Source organism: Pseudomonas sp. PDM32, assembly GCF_019219225.1.
GTDB lineage: Bacteria > Pseudomonadota > Gammaproteobacteria > Pseudomonadales > Pseudomonadaceae > Aquipseudomonas > Aquipseudomonas laurylsulfatiphila.
In genome coordinates this window covers 543132-559666 of record NZ_JAHUWE010000002.1, presented here as the reverse complement: position 1 = coordinate 559666, position 16535 = coordinate 543132, and the positions used below count along the sequence as shown (strand labels likewise).

Here is a 16535-nt window from a genome sequence, read left to right as displayed (position 1 = left end):
TGCCGTTGATCCTTCTGGGGCTGCCCAGGCTTGAGCGGTTGTTTATACACATCCGCTGCTGGAAAGCGTTGCGGTTTAACATCGATCGAACGCACTGGCCTGCGGGTTTGCGCCGTGAACGGTTTTATGACGTCATTTTTTAGTGGTTGAGGGGCGCTAAGCCTTTGTTTTCTCGGGGGTGGCAGGGTGATGGCAATTTTTTTTAAAAAAGCCCTCAAGCAACCTGCCAACCCGACGATAACTATTACGAAGGTTCTCTAGGCCATACCCGGCGGTTGCCAGGGCCGGAAGCCGCAGTACCCAACCAACGAGGAATTCGTCATGGCTTTAACAGTAAACACCAACACCACGTCGCTGAACGTTCAGAAAAACCTGAACCGTGCTTCTGACGCACTGTCGACTTCGATGCAGCGTCTGTCTTCCGGCCTGAAAATCAACAGCGCCAAAGACGACGCCGCTGGCCTGCAGATCGCAACTCGCATGACATCGCAGATCCGTGGTGGTACCCAGGCCATTCAGAACGCCAACGACGGTATCTCCGTAGCTCAGACCGCTGAAGGCGCGCTGCAAGCTTCGACCGACATTCTGCAGCGTATGCGTGAACTGGCTGTTAAAGCACGTAACGGCACCAACGGTACTAATGACCAGACCGCTACCAACTCCGAATTCGCTCAGATGTCTGACGAATTGACCCGTATCGCTGCTTCCACCAACCTGAACGGCAAAAACCTGCTGGACGGTTCGGCTGGTGTTGTGACTCTGCAAGTGGGTGCAAACACTGGTTCGGCTAACCACATCGACTTGACCCTGACTGGCAAGTTCGACGCCACCAGCCTGTCTGTAAACAGCGGTGCTGTTGCTCTGACCGGCGCAACTACAAGCGGCGCAGCTGTCAACATCGACAACGCAATCACCGCAATCGACGCGGCAATTGCGACCATCAACTCCACCCGTGCTGACCTGGGTGCTTCGCAAAACCGTCTGACCAGCACCATCTCCAACCTGCAAAACATCAACGAAAACACCACTGCTGCACAGGGTCGCGTACAAGATACCGACTTCGCTGCAGAAACTGCGAACCTGACCAAGCAGCAAACTCTGCAACAGGCTTCCACCGCTGTTCTGGCCCAGGCTAACCAGCTGCCATCCGCTGTACTGAAACTGCTTCAGTAATATCGGAGCGGGTTTTGGCGGGGGAGTGCGCTTGCGTGCTCTCTCGCTTTTTACTTTCTAAGAGGTGATGGTCATGGACATGAGCGTAAAGCTGAATTTGTCTTATCCGGCCGCGAAACCGGCAGCCAGTGTGACCGATAAACCGGCTGACAAACCTCGCGCCGACGCCATCCAGGCTGTCGCTGGAAGTAGTAGTTCGGATTCGGACAGTTCGGACAGTTCGGACAAATTGAAAGTGGCTGTTCAGGAAATCGAAAAGTTCGTTCAGTCGGTCAAGCGTAATCTTGAGTTTTCCATCGACGAAACATCTGGTCAGGTCGTCGTCAAGGTGATTGCCAGCGAGTCTGGTGAAGTGGTTCGGCAGATTCCGTCCGCGGAAGCTTTGAAGTTGGCTGAAAGCCTGCACAACGCCCGCAGCGTTTTGTTCGATACCAAAGCCTGACACTGGCATGAAACGTGTTTGCATGATCATTGATTGTGTCTAGTAGTCAAATGACCGGCGACACACAAAGAGGGAGAGGCACATGGCAAGTCCAATTTTACCAGGGTCGGGACTAGGATCCGGTCTAGACATCGGTGCGATCGTGACCGCGCTGGTTAACTCCGACAAGTCGGCCAAACAGACGCAAATTGATACCCAGACTAAAGCCAACACGCTGAAAATCTCCGGTGTCGGTTCCTTGAAAAGCGCTCTGGCGGCATTCCAAGCCTCTCTAAAAAATCTTAACAGCACAACGAGTCCTGCGTTTTCAGGCTATACAGCGACTTCGAGCAATACCTCGATTCTGTCTGCTGCCTCCGATAACACTGCGGTCTCGGGTTCCTACAGCGTTATTGTGCAAAACCTGGCCACAAGCTCGAAAGTAGCCAGTGCAGCTTTTAAAGACGGTGCTGCCAGTGCCATTTCGGCTGGTACTCTGACAATCACTCAGAATGGCACGCCTTACAATGTGGTAATTCCAGCGAATGCAACCTTGCAGACTACTCGGGATGCCATCAACTCCGCGCAAGCGAGCAATGGTATTTCGGCCAACATCGTGACCGACAGTGACGGTTACTCGCGCCTGGTTATCAGCTCGAACAAGACTGGCTCGGGTTCCGACTTGAAGGTCGACGGTATCCCCGAGCTGAAAATCGACGGTACTTTGCCGATGGGGACCAATCCATCTCGTACTGATTCGGGTGCTGTGAACGGCGTCGCCCTGGATGCAACTCTGTCCATCGACGGTTTGTCGGTCACCAGTAAAAGCAATACGGTTTCCGGTGCGATCAGCGGCTTGACACTCAACCTGACATCCGTGAGTCCTGGGGCAGTCGGGAGCCAGACTGCCACTGTCGTCACCGTCGGGACGAACACCACAGGTTTGCAGACATCGATCAAGTCGTTCGTTGATGCCTATAACACCCTGAAAAAAACCATCGACTCCCTGTCAAAGGCGACAGCGGATGCAGATGGTAACCTGACTGTTTCCGCCGCATTCACCGGCGACTCGTTGCCGCGATCGCTGATTTCAGACATGCGTGGCGTGCTGACTGCTCCGGGCGCGGGCGGGCAATTGTCGGTGCTGTCGCAGTTGGGGGTGATGACGAATGGACTTACGGGTGACCTGGCGTTCGACACGACTGCCTTCACCAACGCCATGGCAACCAACGGCATGAGTGGTCAGGTACAGCAGTTGTTCACTGGTACCGACGCAAGTAACGGTCTGCTGACTCGTATGAGTAATGCGGTGGATCCGTATGTCAAGACAGGTGGCTTGCTCGATCAGCGCAATACCAACCTGCAATCTGTAGCCAAGAATATTTCGACGCAGCAAGCGGCGCTGGATCTGCGTGTCACCAACCTGACCGCAACGTTGACCGCCAAGTACAACGCGATGGACTTGCTGGTGGGGCAAATGAAGGCTACGGCCAGCAACATTACCGGCTTCTTCGCGACATTGAACGCGCAGAAGTCCAATAACTAGTCATGAATGAATGACAAAAACCCGGCTACGTTTTTTGGCGTGCGCCGGGTTTTTGTCTTCTGATCTAAAGTTTTTTGACTCGCTGACGATACACTGGGTATACGAGTCTTTGTGGCAATGAGGTAGAACATGAATCCAATGTTAGCCCTTCGGCAATATCAGAAAGTGGGTGCGCACGCCCAGACCTCCGAAGCGAGTCCGCACCGCTTGGTGCAAATGCTGATGGAAGGTGGGCTGGACCGTATTGCTCAGGCCAAAGGCGCCCTGGAGCGCAAGGACATTCCTGGCAAGTGCGTGTCGATCAGCAAGGCCATTGGAATCATCGGTGGCTTGCGCGAAGGTCTGGATCTTGAAAGCAGCGCAGATGCCGTGGGCGAGCTCGACCGCCTTTACATCTACATGATGAAGCGCTTGGTCGAGGCAAACATCAAGAGCGATCCGAAGATCCTCGATGAGGTCGCTGGCTTGCTTCGAACGGTGAAAGAAGGCTGGGACGGTATTGCTGAGCCAGGTCCGCAGTTCTAAGGAGATCGCCATGAGTCTTGTATTGCAGCGAATAGAACAAACTCGTGAAGCGCTGGTCGGTGCCCTGGCCGAGCGCGACTGGGAAGCTATCGGTCAATTGGACCTCGATTGCCGTTCCTGCATGGAAGACGTCTTGAGCGAGGCTTCGCTGGACGAGGAGGTTCTGCGCAGCAATCTTGAGGAGCTGCTGTATGTCTACAAGCAGCTGCTTGAGGTGGCGATGGGGGAAAGACAGGCGATAGTCGACGAAATGTCTCAGATCCAGCAAGCGCGGAACGCGGCAAAGGTTTACCATCTGTTTGGTTAATTAACCCCAAGTTAATCCAGATATGTGCGCCATAAATTTGACTGTGCACGGTTTTTTGACTTAACTAGTGGCTGGTTCCAGAATTCAGTCGTCTTCAGGCATATCAGGCCTGCAAGCGTTTAGCTTGCCCCAGCATTTTGGGCATTGAGTTGACTAGGGAAGTTGCTATTGCATGTGGCGTGAAACCAAAATTCTGCTGATTGATGACGATAGCGTCCGCCGCCGCGACCTGGCGGTGATTTTAAATTTTCTCGGTGAAGAAAATTTACCCTGCGGTAGCCATGACTGGCAGCAGGCTGTCGGCTCTTTGTCGTCAAGTCGTGAAGTAATCTGTGTCCTGATCGGGACGGTCAATGCTCCTGGGGCACTTCTGGGCTTGCTAAAGACACTCTCGACCTGGGATGAGTTCCTTCCGGTTTTGTTAATGGGCGATAATTCTTCCATTGACCTGCCGGAAGACCAGCGTCGCCGGGTGCTTTCGACCCTCGAAATGCCGCCCAGCTACAGCAAGCTGCTCGATTCGCTGCACCGTGCCCAGGTCTATCGCGAGATGTACGACCAGGCCCGCGAGCGCGGTCGTCATCGCGAACCCAACCTTTTCCGCAGTCTTGTCGGCACCAGTCGGGCGATCCAGCACGTCCGCCAGATGATGCAGCAAGTTGCCGATACCGATGCCAGCGTGCTGATCCTCGGCGAGTCCGGCACCGGCAAGGAAGTGGTTGCGCGCAACTTGCATTACCATTCCAAGCGCCGCGAAGCGCCGTTCGTGCCGGTCAACTGCGGGGCGATCCCGGCCGAGTTGCTGGAAAGCGAATTGTTCGGTCATGAGAAGGGCGCCTTCACCGGGGCAATCACCAGCCGTGCCGGTCGATTCGAGCTGGCCAATGGCGGCACCTTGTTCCTCGATGAAATCGGCGACATGCCGCTGCCGATGCAGGTCAAGCTTCTGCGCGTATTGCAGGAGCGCACCTTCGAGCGCGTGGGTAGCAACAAGACCCAGAGCGTCGACGTGCGCATCATTGCCGCGACCCACAAGAATCTCGAAAGCATGATCGAGATCGGCACTTTCCGCGAAGACCTGTACTACCGCCTGAATGTGTTCCCGATCGAGATGGCGCCGCTGCGAGAGCGCGTCGAGGACATTCCGCTGCTGATGAACGAGCTGATCTCGCGCATGGAGCACGAGAAGCGCGGTTCGATCCGTTTCAACTCGGCGGCGATCATGTCGCTGTGCCGGCATGGCTGGCCGGGCAACGTCCGCGAACTGGCCAACCTGGTGGAGCGCATGGCGATCATGCATCCATACGGCGTGATCGGCGTGGTCGAGCTGCCGAAGAAATTCCGCTACGTCGACGATGAAGACGAGCAAATGGTCGACAGCCTGCGCACCGATCTGGAAGAGCGCGTGGCCATCAACGGTCATACGCAGGACTTCACGGCCAACGCCATGTTGCCGCCGGAGGGCCTGGACCTGAAGGACTACCTCGGTGGCCTGGAGCAAGGGTTGATTCAGCAGGCGCTGGATGATGCCAACGGCATCGTGGCGCGCGCGGCTGAGCGCCTGCGTATTCGTCGTACCACACTGGTGGAAAAAATGCGCAAGTACGGCATGAGCCGTCGTGATGGAGATGAACAGGCGGAGGATTGACGCCTGTTTTTCAACTCATTCATTTATAAGAAGTTTTTTTTAGGCATGGGTATTGCTTTGTCCCTCGCAACGTTCCGTTTCACTGACGGTCAGCCAAGCGAGAGAGCACCATGCCCCTATCCGCCCAGATATCTCCTGCCTCAGATGCTTTTGGGGATGCTTCGCGGCAGCCGTCGTCCGTAGAGCAGGCGAGCCGTCTGGGCCTTGAACAGGCCTTCGCGCTGTTCAACCAGATGTCCAGTCAGTTGACCGATTCCTACAGCATGCTTGAAGCCCGGGTCACCGAGCTCAAGGGTGAACTGGCGGTGGTCAGCGCCCAGCGCATGCAGGAACTGGCGGAAAAAGAACGCCTGGCCAACCGCCTGCAAAATCTCCTTGATCTATTGCCTGGCGGTGTCATCGTCATCGACGCCCAGGGCATCGTGCGCGAAGCCAATCCGGCGGCGTGCGAGTTGTTGGGCCTGCCGCTGGAAGGTGAATTGTGGCGCCACGTCATTGCCCGCTGTTTTGCGCCGCGTGAAGACGATGGTCATGAGGTCTCCCTCAAGGATGGGCGGCGTCTGTCGATCGCCACGCGCTCGCTGGACGCCGAGCCTGGCCAGTTGGTGTTGCTCAATGACCTCACGGAAACCCGCCATCTGCAGGATCAATTGGCTCGTCATGAGCGCCTGTCGTCGCTGGGGCGCATGGTCGCTTCCTTGGCTCATCAGATACGCACGCCGTTGTCCGCCGCGTTGCTGTACGCCAGTCATTTGACCGAGCAAGCGCTGCCGGTCGCTACCCAGCAGCGTTTTGCCGGGCGTCTCAAGGAGCGCCTGCACGAGCTCGAGCACCAGGTGCGCGACATGCTGGTGTTTGCTCGGGGTGAGTTGCCGCTGACTGACCGCGTAACCCCTGGCCAACTGATGCAATCGCTGCAGGCGGCCGCACTGACCCACGTGCAGGATCTGCCGATCCGCTGGCAGTGCGACAGTCACTCGGGGGAGTTGCTGTGCAATCGCGACACCCTGGTCGGCGCGATCCTCAACCTGATCGAGAACGCCATTCAGGCCGGAGCCGGTCAATTGCGCCTGAAGGTTCACCTCTACAGCCGCGGCGACACCCTGCGCCTGTGTGTCAGTGACAGTGGCTCGGGTATCGATGCCGCGGTTCTGGCGCGAATGGGCGAACCTTTTTTTACCACCAAAACCACCGGAACAGGTCTTGGCCTGACCGTGGTCAAGGCGGTGGCCCGTGCGCATCAGGGAGAATTGCAGCTGCGTTCGCGGCTTGGTCGCGGCACTTGCGCGCAGGTGATCCTGCCGCTGTTCAGCAACGCTCAGGGAGTGGAGTGACAGAGATGGGCATCAAGGTTCTGTTGGTCGAGGACGACCGTGCGTTGCGCGAGGCGCTGGCTGATACGCTGTTGCTCGCGGGGCATGATTACAAGGCGGTGGGTTCGGCGCAAGAGGCACTGGCGGTTGTCGGTGGCGAGGCCTTCAGCCTGGTGATCAGCGACGTTAACATGCCAGGCATGGATGGCCACCAGTTGCTGGGCATGCTGCGGGCGCGACAGCCACAGTTGCCGGTGTTGCTGATGACGGCTCACGGTGCGGTCGAGCGTGCGGTCGATGCAATGCGCCAAGGGGCGGCGGACTACCTGGTCAAGCCATTCGAACCCAAGGCGTTGCTCGATCTGGTAGCGCGCCATGCACTGGGCAGTCTTGGCCTGGCCGAAGGTGAGGGGCCGGTAGCGTTCGAGCCTGCGAGCGCGCAGTTGCTCGAGCTGGCGGCGCGGGTTGCGCGCAGTGATTCCACGGTGTTGATCTCGGGTGAATCGGGCACGGGCAAGGAGGTGCTGGCGCGTTACATCCATCAGCATTCTCATCGGGCCAGTCAGCCGTTCATTGCGATCAACTGCGCCGCGATCCCGGACAACATGCTCGAAGCGACGTTGTTCGGTCACGAGAAGGGTTCCTTTACCGGCGCCATTGCCGCGCAAGCCGGCAAGTTCGAGCAGGCCGACGGCGGCACCCTGCTGCTCGACGAAATTTCCGAGATGCCCCTGGGACTCCAGGCCAAATTGCTGCGCGTGCTGCAGGAGCGCGAGGTCGAGAGGGTGGGGGCGCGTAAACCGATCGCGCTGGATATTCGCGTGGTCGCAACCACCAACCGCGACCTGGCGGGTGAAGTGGCGGCGGGGCGCTTTCGCGAAGATCTCTACTATCGCCTGTCGGTGTTTCCGCTGGCCTGGCGTCCGCTGCGCGAGCGCACCGCTGACATTCTGCCGTTGGCCGAGCGTCTGTTGGCCAAGCACGTCAATAAAATGAAGCATTCGGCTGCCAGATTGTCGCCCGAGGCTCAGGCGTGCCTGATCGGTTATCCGTGGCCAGGTAACGTGCGTGAACTGGATAACGCGATTCAGCGCGCGCTGATTCTGCAACAGGGCGGTCTGATCCAGCCGCAGGACTTCTGTCTGGCCGGGCCGGTGGCCTGCGCTCCGTTGCCTGTGTCGGTTGCGGCGCCGCTGCGGTCTATGGAGGCCGAGTCCGAGTCGGCCGGTGCGCTGGGGGATGACCTGCGTCGCCGTGAGTTCCAGATGATCATCGATACCCTGCGCGCCGAGCGCGGTCGGCGCAAAGAGGCGGCCGAGCGCCTGGGGATCAGCCCGCGAACCCTGCGCTACAAGCTGGCGCAGATGCGCGATGCCGGCATGGATGTGGAAGCCTATCTGTTCGCCACCTGACCGCTAGCCTGCGCCTGAGCCCTGTAGGAGCGAGCCTGCTCGCGATGGTCGTTAACGATAACGCGGGGTTTCAGGATAAACACGTCGTTCTTGGGGCCATCGCGAGCGAGCTCGTTCCTACAGAAGATTGCGAGCTGATGAAGGCGTTTTGTTCAGCGTGGCCACGGAGCTGGCACCCTTGTTGCTAACACCTCATAACCCGCCGAGTGAGTGTCAAAAAATTGCGGGTCGTCAAAGAGAGAGACCATGAGCCAAGGTATTGAATTCAATCGGTTGATGCTGGATATGCGCGCCATGCAAATGGATGCCATGTCTGCGCCGAAAGCGACTGCCGTCCCTGAAGTGTCGGGCAGCAGCTTTTCCGACATGCTCGGCCAGGCCGTCAATAAAGTGAACGACACCCAACAGGCTTCCACTCAGTTGGCCAGCGCCTTCGAAATCGGCAAAAGCGGCGTCGACCTGACAGACGTGATGATTTCCTCGCAGAAGGCCAGTGTGTCATTCCAGGCGTTGACCCAGGTGCGCAACAAGCTGGTTCAGGCCTACCAAGACATCATGCAGATGCCGGTTTAAAGGACGAGATTGAGTCATGGCAGAAGCAGTCGCCGATAATGTTCCGGCCAAGGCCACTCCAATAGACGGCAAACCGCCGCTGTTCGGGTTGTCCTTCCTGGAGAACCTCTCCGAGATGACCATGTTGCGTCAGGTGGGCCTGTTGGTCGGTCTGGCGGCGAGCGTGGCGATTGGTTTTGCCGTGGTGTTGTGGTCTCAACAGCCGGACTACCGGCCTCTGTACGGCAGCCTTGCCGGCATGGACGCCAAGCAGGTCATGGATACCCTGGCCTCCGCCGATATTCCGTACACCGTCGAACCCAACTCCGGTGCCTTGCTGGTCAAGGCCGATGACCTGTCCCGTGCGCGGCTCAAGCTCGCGGGCGCTGGTGTCACTCCCAGCGACGGCAACATCGGATTTGAAATCCTCGACAAGGAACAGGGGCTCGGTACCAGCCAGTTCATGGAAGCGACCCGCTATCGTCGCGGCCTCGAAGGCGAACTGGCCCGCACCATTTCCAGCCTGAACAACGTCAAGGGTGCCCGCGTGCACCTGGCGATCCCGAAGAGTTCGGTGTTCGTGCGCGACGAGCGCAAGCCGAGCGCTTCGGTGTTGGTCGAACTCTATTCCGGTCGCTCCCTCGAGCCAGGCCAGGTCGTGGCGATCATCAACCTGGTGGCGACCAGCGTTCCCGAACTCAGCAAGTCGCAGATCACCGTCGTCGACCAGAAGGGCAACCTGCTCTCGGATCAGGCGGAGAACTCCGAACTGACCATGGCCGGCAAGCAGTTCGACTACAGCCGTCGCATGGAAAGCATGCTCACCCAGCGCGTGCACAACATCCTGCAGCCAGTGCTGGGCAACGATCGCTACAAAGCCGAAGTGTCCGCCGATGTGGACTTCAGTGCGGTCGAGTCGACTTCCGAGCAGTTCAATCCGGATCAACCGGCGTTGCGTAGCGAGCAGTCGGTCAACGAACAACGTACCGCCAGCAACGGTCCGCAAGGCGTGCCGGGTGCCTTGAGCAACCAGCCGCCATCGCCGGCCTCCGCGCCGCAAACCACGGGCGGCACGCCGGGTGCAGCTGGCATGGTGCAGCCAGGTCAACCACTGGTTGATGCCAATGGCCAGCAAATCATGGACCCGGCCACCGGCCAGCCGATGCTTGCTCCGTACCCTGCGGACAAGCGTCAACAATCGACCAAGAACTTCGAACTCGACCGTTCCATCAGTCACACCAAGCAGCAGCAGGGCCGGTTGAATCGCCTGTCGGTGTCGGTGGTGGTCGATGATCAGGTCAAGATCAACCCGGCCAACGGGGAAACCACCCGTGCGCCGTGGACCGCCGATGAATTGGCGCGCTTCACACGCCTGGTGCAGGACGCCGTCGGTTTCGACGCCAGCCGTGGCGACAGCGTCAGTGTGATCAACATGCCGTTCTCCGCCGAGCGCGGTGAGGTGATTGCCGATATTCCGTTCTACTCCCAGCCGTGGTTCTGGGACATCGTCAAGCAAGTGCTGGGTGTGCTGTTCATTCTGGTGCTGGTGTTCGGTGTGCTGCGTCCGGTGCTCAACAACATCACCGGTGGTGGCAAAGGCAAGCAGCTGGTCGGTATCGGCAGCGACGTCGAGTTGGGTGGCATGGGCGGTCTGGATGGTGAGCTGGCCAACGACCGTGTCAGTCTCGGTGGTCCGACCAGCATTCTGCTGCCGAGCCCGAGCGAGGGTTATGACGCTCAGTTGAACGCAATCAAGAGTCTGGTGGCCGAAGACCCGGGTCGTGTGGCCCAGGTCGTGAAAGAGTGGATTAACGCAGATGAGTGATAACCGAGCCGTTGCCGCCAAACTGTCCAAGGTCGACAAAGCCGCAATCCTGTTGCTGTCCCTGGGCTCCACCGACGCGGCCCAGGTGCTGCGCCACATGGGCCCCAAAGAGGTTCAGCGCGTGGGCGTGGCCATGGCCCAGATGGGTAATGTGCACCGCGAGCAGGTCGAGCAGGTGATGAGCGAGTTCGTCGATATCGTCGGCGACCAGACCAGCCTGGGCGTCGGCTCCGACGACTATGTGCGCAAAATGCTCACCCAGGCCCTGGGCGAAGACAAGGCCAACGGCCTGATCGACCGCATCCTGCTCGGTGGCAACACCAGCGGCCTCGACAGCCTGAAATGGATGGAGCCGCGCGCCGTCGCCGACGTGATCCGTTATGAGCACCCGCAGATCCAGGCGATCGTGGTGGCCTACCTCGATCCGGACCAGGCCGGTGAAGTACTCGGCAACTTCGACCACAAGGTGCGACTGGACATCATCCTGCGCGTGTCCTCGCTGAACACCGTGCAACCGGCGGCCCTGAAAGAACTCAACCAGATTCTCGAGAAGCAGTTCTCCGGCAACTCGAATGCCTCGCGCACCACCCTGGGTGGCATCAAGCGGGCGGCGGATATCATGAACTTCCTCGACAGCTCGATCGAAGGCCAGCTCATGGATTCGATCCGCGAAGTCGACGAAGACCTGTCCGGTCAGATCGAAGACCTCATGTTCGTGTTCAACAACCTGGCCGATGTCGACGACCGCGGCATCCAGGCGCTGCTCCGCGAGGTGTCCTCCGATGTGCTGGTGCTGGCCCTCAAGGGTTCGGACGAAGGCGTCAAGGAGAAGATCTTCAAGAACATGTCCAAACGTGCCGCCGAACTGTTGCGCGACGACCTGGAAGCCAAGGGCCCGGTGCGCGTCAGCGATGTGGAAACCGCGCAGAAGGAAATCCTCACCATCGCCCGCCGTATGGCCGAAGCCGGAGAAATCGTTCTCGGCGGCAAGGGCGGCGAGGAAATGATCTAACACCATGGTCAAGAATGATGATGCACCCACTGACCTGATCCGGGCCAGGGATGTCAGTGGCTTCGATACCTGGGCGCTGCCCAGTTTCGACCCGCCTGCACCCGAGCCCGAGCCCGAGCCGGAACCCGAGCCGCCGGAAATGGAGGAAGTGCCGCTGGAGGAAGTCCAGCCGCTGACCCTCGAAGAACTCGAAAGCATTCGCCAGGAAGCCTACAACGAAGGTTTCGCGGTGGGTGAGAAAGAAGGTTTCCACAGCACCACGCTCAAGGTCCGCCAGGAAGCCGAAGTGGCCCTGACCGCCAAGGTCGCGGCGCTGGAGCAATTGATGAGCCATCTGTTCGAGCCCATCGCCGAACAGGACACCCAGATCGAAAAGTCCCTGGTCGACCTCGTGCAGCACATCACCAGGCAGGTGATCCAGCGCGAACTGGCCATCGACTCGACGCAGATCGAACACGTCATGCGCGAGGCGCTGAAGCTCTTGCCGTTGGGCGTGGGCAATGTGCGGCTGTACATCAACCCGCAGGATTTCGAACAGGTCAAAGCCCTGCGCGAACGCCATGAAGAAACCTGGCGCATCGTCGAAGACGAGTCGTTGTTGCCGGGCGGTTGCCGGGTCGAGACAGAACACAGCCGTATCGACGCCACGGTGGAAACCCGCGTCGCGCGGGTGATGGACAAGCTGTTCGACCAGTTGCACGAGCAGGCCTTGCACCCGGCTGCGCCGGACTTGAGCCTGGAACTGCCGATCGACAGCAAGCCTGCTGCCGCGCCAGAACCGGATGCATCTGATGCGCCTTGAACGCACCAGTTTCGCCAAACGCCTGGGCAGCTACGCCGAGGCCACGGGACTGGAGGGCGCACCGATCCTCGAAGGCCGCCTGCTGCGCATGGTCGGCCTGACCCTCGAAGCCGAAGGCCTGCGCGCCGCCATGGGCAGCCGCTGCATGGTCATCAATGACGACAGCTATCACCCGGTGCAGGTGGAAGCCGAGGTCATGGGCTTCTCTGGCAGCAAAGTCTTTCTGATGCCGGTCGGCAGTGTCGCCGGTATCGCACCCGGCGCCCGAGTGGTACCCCTGGCCGATACCGGTCGCCTGCCCATGGGCATGAGCATGCTCGGACGGGTGCTCGACGGTGCCGGTCGCGCACTGGACGGCAAGGGCGGGATGAAGGCCGAAGACTGGGTGCCGATGGACGGCCCGACCATCAACCCGCTCAAGCGCGAGCCGATCAGCGAACCGCTGGACGTGGGCATCCGTTGCATCAACGGCATGTTGACGGTCGGCCGCGGCCAGCGACTCGGCCTGTTTGCCGGTACCGGTGTCGGTAAATCGGTGTTGCTGGGGATGATGACGCGCTTTACCGAGGCCGACATTATCGTCGTCGGTCTCATCGGTGAGCGGGGTCGTGAAGTCAAGGAGTTCATCGAGCACATCCTTGGTGAAGAAGGACTCAAGCGTTCAGTGGTCGTGGCGTCCCCGGCGGACGATGCGCCGCTGATGCGATTGCGCGCCGCCATGTACTGCACGCGCATCGCCGAATATTTTCGCGACAAGGGCAAGAATGTCCTGTTGCTGATGGACTCCCTGACCCGTTTTGCCCAGGCCCAGCGGGAAATCGCCCTGGCCATCGGCGAACCACCGGCGACCAAGGGCTATCCGCCATCGGTGTTTGCCAAACTGCCGAAACTGGTGGAGCGTGCCGGTAACGCGGAGAAGGGCGGCGGTTCGATCACCGCGTTCTACACCGTGCTGTCTGAAGGCGACGACCAGCAGGACCCGATTGCCGACTCGGCAAGGGGTGTGCTCGACGGGCACATCGTGTTGTCCCGGCGCCTGGCAGAGGAAGGGCATTACCCGGCCATCGATATCGAAGCGTCCATCAGCCGGGTCATGCCGGCGGTGGTGTCGCCGGAGCACATGACCCGTGCGCAATACTTCAAGCAGCTGTGGTCGCGTTATCAGCAGAGTCGTGACCTGATCAGCGTCGGTGCCTATGTCGCCGGCGGCGATCGCGAGACCGACCTGGCGATTTCCCTGCAACCGCAACTGGTCAAATACCTGCGCCAGGGCCTCAACGACAGCATCAGCCTGGGTGAAAGCGAAGCGTATCTCGCCTCGATCTTCGCGCCCGCGGCGGGCGGGTAAGCGGTCATGGCCCAGAGTCGGGCAGGCAGGCTGGCGCCGGTGGTGGAAATGGCCGAAAAGGCCGAGAAAACCGCGGTCCAGCGCCTGGGGCACTTTCAAGGGCAGGTTCGCCTGGCGGAAAGCAAGCTCGCCGATCTCGAAGCCTTCCGCCTCGACTATCAGGAGCAATGGATCGTACGCGGCAGCGGCGGCGTCTCGGGCCAATGGTTGCTGGGTTATCAGGGCTTCCTGGCGCAACTGGGCACGGCCATCGACCAGCAGCGGCAAAGCCTGGCCTGGCATCAAAACAACCTGAACAAGGCCCGGGAAACCTGGCAGCAGGCATTTGCCCGGGTCGAAGGCCTGCGCAAGCTGGTTCAGCGCTATGCCGATGAGGCGCGGGCGCTCGAAGACCGGCGCGAACAGAAATTGCTCGATGAACTGTCCCAGCGCTTGCCACGGCAGGATCAGTATTGAATCGGGTGGACCGCGTTATCGTTCATCGCGGGCAGGCCACGCTCCCACAGGATTCGCGCCGCTTCCAGCCTTGCCCCAACCTCTACCAACTGCTAAACCTTGTACAAGCAGGTTTACAAATGACAAGGAAGCCATGACATGCCAGTTGTTACAGAAGTCTCCCCCGATGGGCAAAAGCTGACGATCTCGGTCAAGGGGCGTTTCGATTTCGCCAAACATCAGGAATTTCGTGAGTCCTACGAAGATAAGGAGCTATCGGCGGTGGTGGTCGACCTGAAAGACGCCACTTACCTCGACAGCTCGGCCCTGGGCATGCTGCTTTTGCTGCGCGATCACGCCGGTGGCGATGACTCCGACATCCGCGTGGTCAACAGCAGTACCGACGTGCGCAAAATCCTCGCCATCTCCAACTTCGACAAACTGTTCGACATCAGTTGATTGCCATGCAGCCACTGGAGCCGCTGACGATCCTGATTGCCGAGGACAGCGCCGCCGATCGCCTGCTGTTGGCGAGCATCCTGCGCCGCCAGGGGCACCAAGTGCTGACGGCGGCCAACGGTGCCGAAGCGGTCGACGCGTTTCGCGAGCAACAACCGCACCTGGTGTTGATGGATGCGATGATGCCGGTCATGGACGGCTTCGAGGCGGCCCGGCAAATCAAGGCCCTGGCCGGGGAAACCCTGGTGCCGATCATCTTCCTCACGTCCTTGTCCGAAAGCGAGGCGCTGGCCCGTTGTCTGGAGGTCGGCGGTGACGACTTTCTGGCGAAACCCTATAACCAGGTGATTCTCGCGGCCAAGATCAAGGCGATGGATCGCTTGCGGCGCTTGCAGGACACCGTTCTGCAACAGCGTGACCAGATCGCCAGGCACCACGACTACCTGCTCAACGAGCAGCGCGTGGCCAAGGCGGTTTTCGACAAGGTGGCGCACGCCGGTTGCCTGAACGCCGCTCCGAATATCCGTTATCTGCAATCACCCTATGCGCTGTTCAACGGCGACCTGTTGCTGGCCGCGTTCACACCGGCCGGCGACATGCACGTATTGCTGGGCGACTTCACCGGCCACGGTCTGCCGGCAGCCGTGGGCGCCATGCCCCTGGCCGAAGTCTTTTACGGGATGACCGCCAAGGGCTATGGCCTGGCGGAAACCCTGCGCGAAATGAATGCCAAGCTCAAGCGCATCCTGCCGGTGGACATGTTCTGCTGTGCCACGATGCTGTGCCTGAGTTTTCAGCGTCGTTCGGTGGAGGTCTGGAACGGTGGAATGCCCGACGGTTACCTGCATCGCATTGCCAGTGGCGAGCGTACGCCTCTGCCGGCGCGGCACCTGCCTTTGGGGGTGCTGAGCCCGGAATCCTTCGATGAGCGCACCGAAGTGTTTCCCATGGCGCGCGGGGATCGGGTGTTCCTCTTGTCCGATGGGGTGATCGACACCTGCGGCGCCAATGAACAGTTGTTTGGCGTGCAGCGATTGCAGCAGTTGTTCGCCGCCAATCGTCAGCCGGATGCGCTGTTCGAAGAGATCGAGCAGGCGCTGCGCGATTTCGGTGGTGAGGCACGCGACGATGTCAGCATGGTCGAAATCAGCCTGCTGGAGCCGGAGCAGATCACGCCGCCGGCGTTGGTCTACTCCGACAGCGGCCAGTCCTGCCCGCTGGACTGGTCGGTAAGCTTCGAGTTCCGCGCCGCCACGCTCAAGCGATTCAATCCCTTGCCCTATCTGCTGCAGTTGCTGCTTGAGGTGCATGGCCTGCGGGCTCAGAGCGGTGCGCTCTACAGTGTATTGGCGGAGCTTTATTCCAACGCGCTGGAACACGGCGTGCTGGGACTGGATTCGAGCCTCAAGCGCAATGCCTCGGGTTTTGCGCGATATTATCAAGAGCGCAATGCCCGACTCGGGGAGCTGCAGGAAGGCTACGTGCGGGTCCATTTGCAGGTGACACCGACAGACGACGGCGGTTGCCTGACAATTCAGGTCGAAGACAGCGGCGAAGGGTTCGATGTCGAGCGGGTGATGGAAAGGCCTTTGGACGCCATCCGCCTGTCGGGACGAGGGATCAGTCTGATCCGACAGTTGGGGCGTAATGCCCGCTGGACCGACAATGGTCGAAGTGCACGCGTGGAGTTTATCTGGGAGGCTCTGGCATAATCCGCGCATTCTTGATCAAGGAGTGAGCAAGTGGACGACGACACA

At 59.7% G+C, this 16535-nt stretch carries 16 protein-coding genes; all 16 read left to right on the top strand.

The window, feature by feature from the left end:
- Nucleotides 1–321 precede the first annotated feature (321 nt).
- The 16 genes from KW846_RS06125 to KW846_RS06050 all read left to right on the top strand — a co-directional run bounded on the left by KW846_RS06125 (nt 322) and on the right by KW846_RS06050 (nt 16490).
- Nucleotides 322–1173, top strand: coding sequence for a flagellin domain-containing protein (locus KW846_RS06125; protein WP_218481622.1), 852 nt, complete (start codon nt 322–324; stop codon nt 1171–1173).
- 73 nt (nt 1174–1246) lie between these two features.
- Nucleotides 1247–1615 (top strand): flagellar protein FlaG, encoded by a 369-nt coding sequence (locus tag KW846_RS06120; RefSeq protein WP_218481621.1) that lies wholly within the window; start codon nt 1247–1249, stop codon nt 1613–1615.
- Between the two features lie 82 nt (nt 1616–1697).
- On the top strand, nt 1698–3140 hold the full coding sequence (fliD, locus tag KW846_RS06115; RefSeq protein WP_218481620.1) for a flagellar filament capping protein FliD: 1443 nt from the start codon (nt 1698–1700) through the stop codon (nt 3138–3140).
- Between the two features lie 129 nt (nt 3141–3269).
- Nucleotides 3270–3665 carry a flagellar export chaperone FliS gene (gene fliS, locus KW846_RS06110; protein WP_218481619.1) on the top strand — a complete coding sequence of 132 codons (396 nt, stop codon included), beginning with the start codon at nt 3270–3272 and terminating at the stop codon, nt 3663–3665.
- Nucleotides 3666–3675: 10 nt separating this feature from the next.
- The gene (locus tag KW846_RS06105; RefSeq protein ID WP_015096255.1) at nt 3676–3972 is read left to right on the top strand and encodes a hypothetical protein; all 297 of its coding nucleotides are present in this window, start codon (nt 3676–3678) and stop codon (nt 3970–3972) included.
- A 172-nt stretch (nt 3973–4144) separates the two neighbouring features.
- Nucleotides 4145–5620 carry a sigma-54 dependent transcriptional regulator gene (locus KW846_RS06100; protein WP_007975331.1) on the top strand — a complete coding sequence of 492 codons (1476 nt, stop codon included), beginning with the start codon at nt 4145–4147 and terminating at the stop codon, nt 5618–5620.
- 128 nt (nt 5621–5748) lie between these two features.
- Nucleotides 5749–6954 (top strand): ATP-binding protein, encoded by a 1206-nt coding sequence (locus KW846_RS06095; protein ID WP_218481679.1) that lies wholly within the window; start codon nt 5749–5751, stop codon nt 6952–6954.
- Between the two features lie 5 nt (nt 6955–6959).
- On the top strand, nt 6960–8345 hold the full coding sequence (locus tag KW846_RS06090; RefSeq protein WP_218481618.1) for a sigma-54 dependent transcriptional regulator: 1386 nt from the start codon (nt 6960–6962) through the stop codon (nt 8343–8345).
- A gap of 246 nt (nt 8346–8591) precedes the next feature.
- A complete protein-coding gene (fliE, locus tag KW846_RS06085) occupies nt 8592–8918 on the top strand; it encodes a flagellar hook-basal body complex protein FliE (RefSeq protein WP_007975335.1) in 327 nt (108 codons plus the stop codon).
- 16 nt (nt 8919–8934) lie between these two features.
- Nucleotides 8935–10722 carry a flagellar basal-body MS-ring/collar protein FliF gene (fliF, locus tag KW846_RS06080; RefSeq protein WP_218481617.1) on the top strand — a complete coding sequence of 596 codons (1788 nt, stop codon included), beginning with the start codon at nt 8935–8937 and terminating at the stop codon, nt 10720–10722.
- Entirely contained in the window at nt 10715–11734 is a 1020-nt protein-coding gene (gene fliG / locus KW846_RS06075; protein ID WP_007983391.1) for a flagellar motor switch protein FliG, read from the top strand. Before fliF ends, fliG begins: the two co-directional genes overlap by 8 nt.
- Nucleotides 11735–11738: 4 nt before the next feature.
- Complete coding sequence (gene fliH, locus KW846_RS06070) at nt 11739–12536, top strand: flagellar assembly protein FliH (RefSeq protein ID WP_218481616.1); 798 nt, start codon at nt 11739–11741, stop codon at nt 12534–12536.
- Complete coding sequence (fliI, locus tag KW846_RS06065; RefSeq protein ID WP_007975340.1) at nt 12526–13884, top strand: flagellar protein export ATPase FliI; 1359 nt, start codon at nt 12526–12528, stop codon at nt 13882–13884. The genes fliH and fliI overlap by 11 nt, the downstream gene beginning before the upstream one ends.
- 6 nt (nt 13885–13890) lie before the next feature.
- On the top strand, nt 13891–14340 hold the full coding sequence (gene fliJ / locus KW846_RS06060) for a flagellar export protein FliJ (RefSeq protein WP_102699429.1): 450 nt from the start codon (nt 13891–13893) through the stop codon (nt 14338–14340).
- Between the two features lie 138 nt (nt 14341–14478).
- Nucleotides 14479–14778, top strand: a complete 300-nt coding sequence (locus tag KW846_RS06055; RefSeq protein ID WP_218481615.1) for an STAS domain-containing protein — start codon at nt 14479–14481, stop codon at nt 14776–14778.
- Between the two features lie 5 nt (nt 14779–14783).
- Nucleotides 14784–16490 (top strand): fused response regulator/phosphatase, encoded by a 1707-nt coding sequence (locus tag KW846_RS06050; protein ID WP_218481614.1) that lies wholly within the window; start codon nt 14784–14786, stop codon nt 16488–16490.
- Nucleotides 16491–16535: the final 45 nt, after the last annotated feature.

Coding starts and splice junctions, on each gene's coding strand:
- KW846_RS06125 (WP_218481622.1), top strand. CDS start 322: ATGGCTTTAACAGTAAACACCAACACCACGTCGCTGAACGTTCAGAAA.
- KW846_RS06120 (WP_218481621.1), top strand. CDS start 1,247: ATGGACATGAGCGTAAAGCTGAATTTGTCTTATCCGGCCGCGAAACCG.
- fliD (WP_218481620.1), top strand. CDS start 1,698: ATGGCAAGTCCAATTTTACCAGGGTCGGGACTAGGATCCGGTCTAGAC.
- fliS (WP_218481619.1), top strand. CDS start 3,270: ATGAATCCAATGTTAGCCCTTCGGCAATATCAGAAAGTGGGTGCGCAC.
- KW846_RS06105 (WP_015096255.1), top strand. CDS start 3,676: ATGAGTCTTGTATTGCAGCGAATAGAACAAACTCGTGAAGCGCTGGTC.
- KW846_RS06100 (WP_007975331.1), top strand. CDS start 4,145: ATGTGGCGTGAAACCAAAATTCTGCTGATTGATGACGATAGCGTCCGC.
- KW846_RS06090 (WP_218481618.1), top strand. CDS start 6,960: ATGGGCATCAAGGTTCTGTTGGTCGAGGACGACCGTGCGTTGCGCGAG.
- fliE (WP_007975335.1), top strand. CDS start 8,592: ATGAGCCAAGGTATTGAATTCAATCGGTTGATGCTGGATATGCGCGCC.
- fliF (WP_218481617.1), top strand. CDS start 8,935: ATGGCAGAAGCAGTCGCCGATAATGTTCCGGCCAAGGCCACTCCAATA.
- fliG (WP_007983391.1), top strand. CDS start 10,715: ATGAGTGATAACCGAGCCGTTGCCGCCAAACTGTCCAAGGTCGACAAA.
- fliH (WP_218481616.1), top strand. CDS start 11,739: ATGGTCAAGAATGATGATGCACCCACTGACCTGATCCGGGCCAGGGAT.
- fliI (WP_007975340.1), top strand. CDS start 12,526: ATGCGCCTTGAACGCACCAGTTTCGCCAAACGCCTGGGCAGCTACGCC.
- fliJ (WP_102699429.1), top strand. CDS start 13,891: ATGGCCCAGAGTCGGGCAGGCAGGCTGGCGCCGGTGGTGGAAATGGCC.
- KW846_RS06055 (WP_218481615.1), top strand. CDS start 14,479: ATGCCAGTTGTTACAGAAGTCTCCCCCGATGGGCAAAAGCTGACGATC.
- KW846_RS06050 (WP_218481614.1), top strand. CDS start 14,784: ATGCAGCCACTGGAGCCGCTGACGATCCTGATTGCCGAGGACAGCGCC.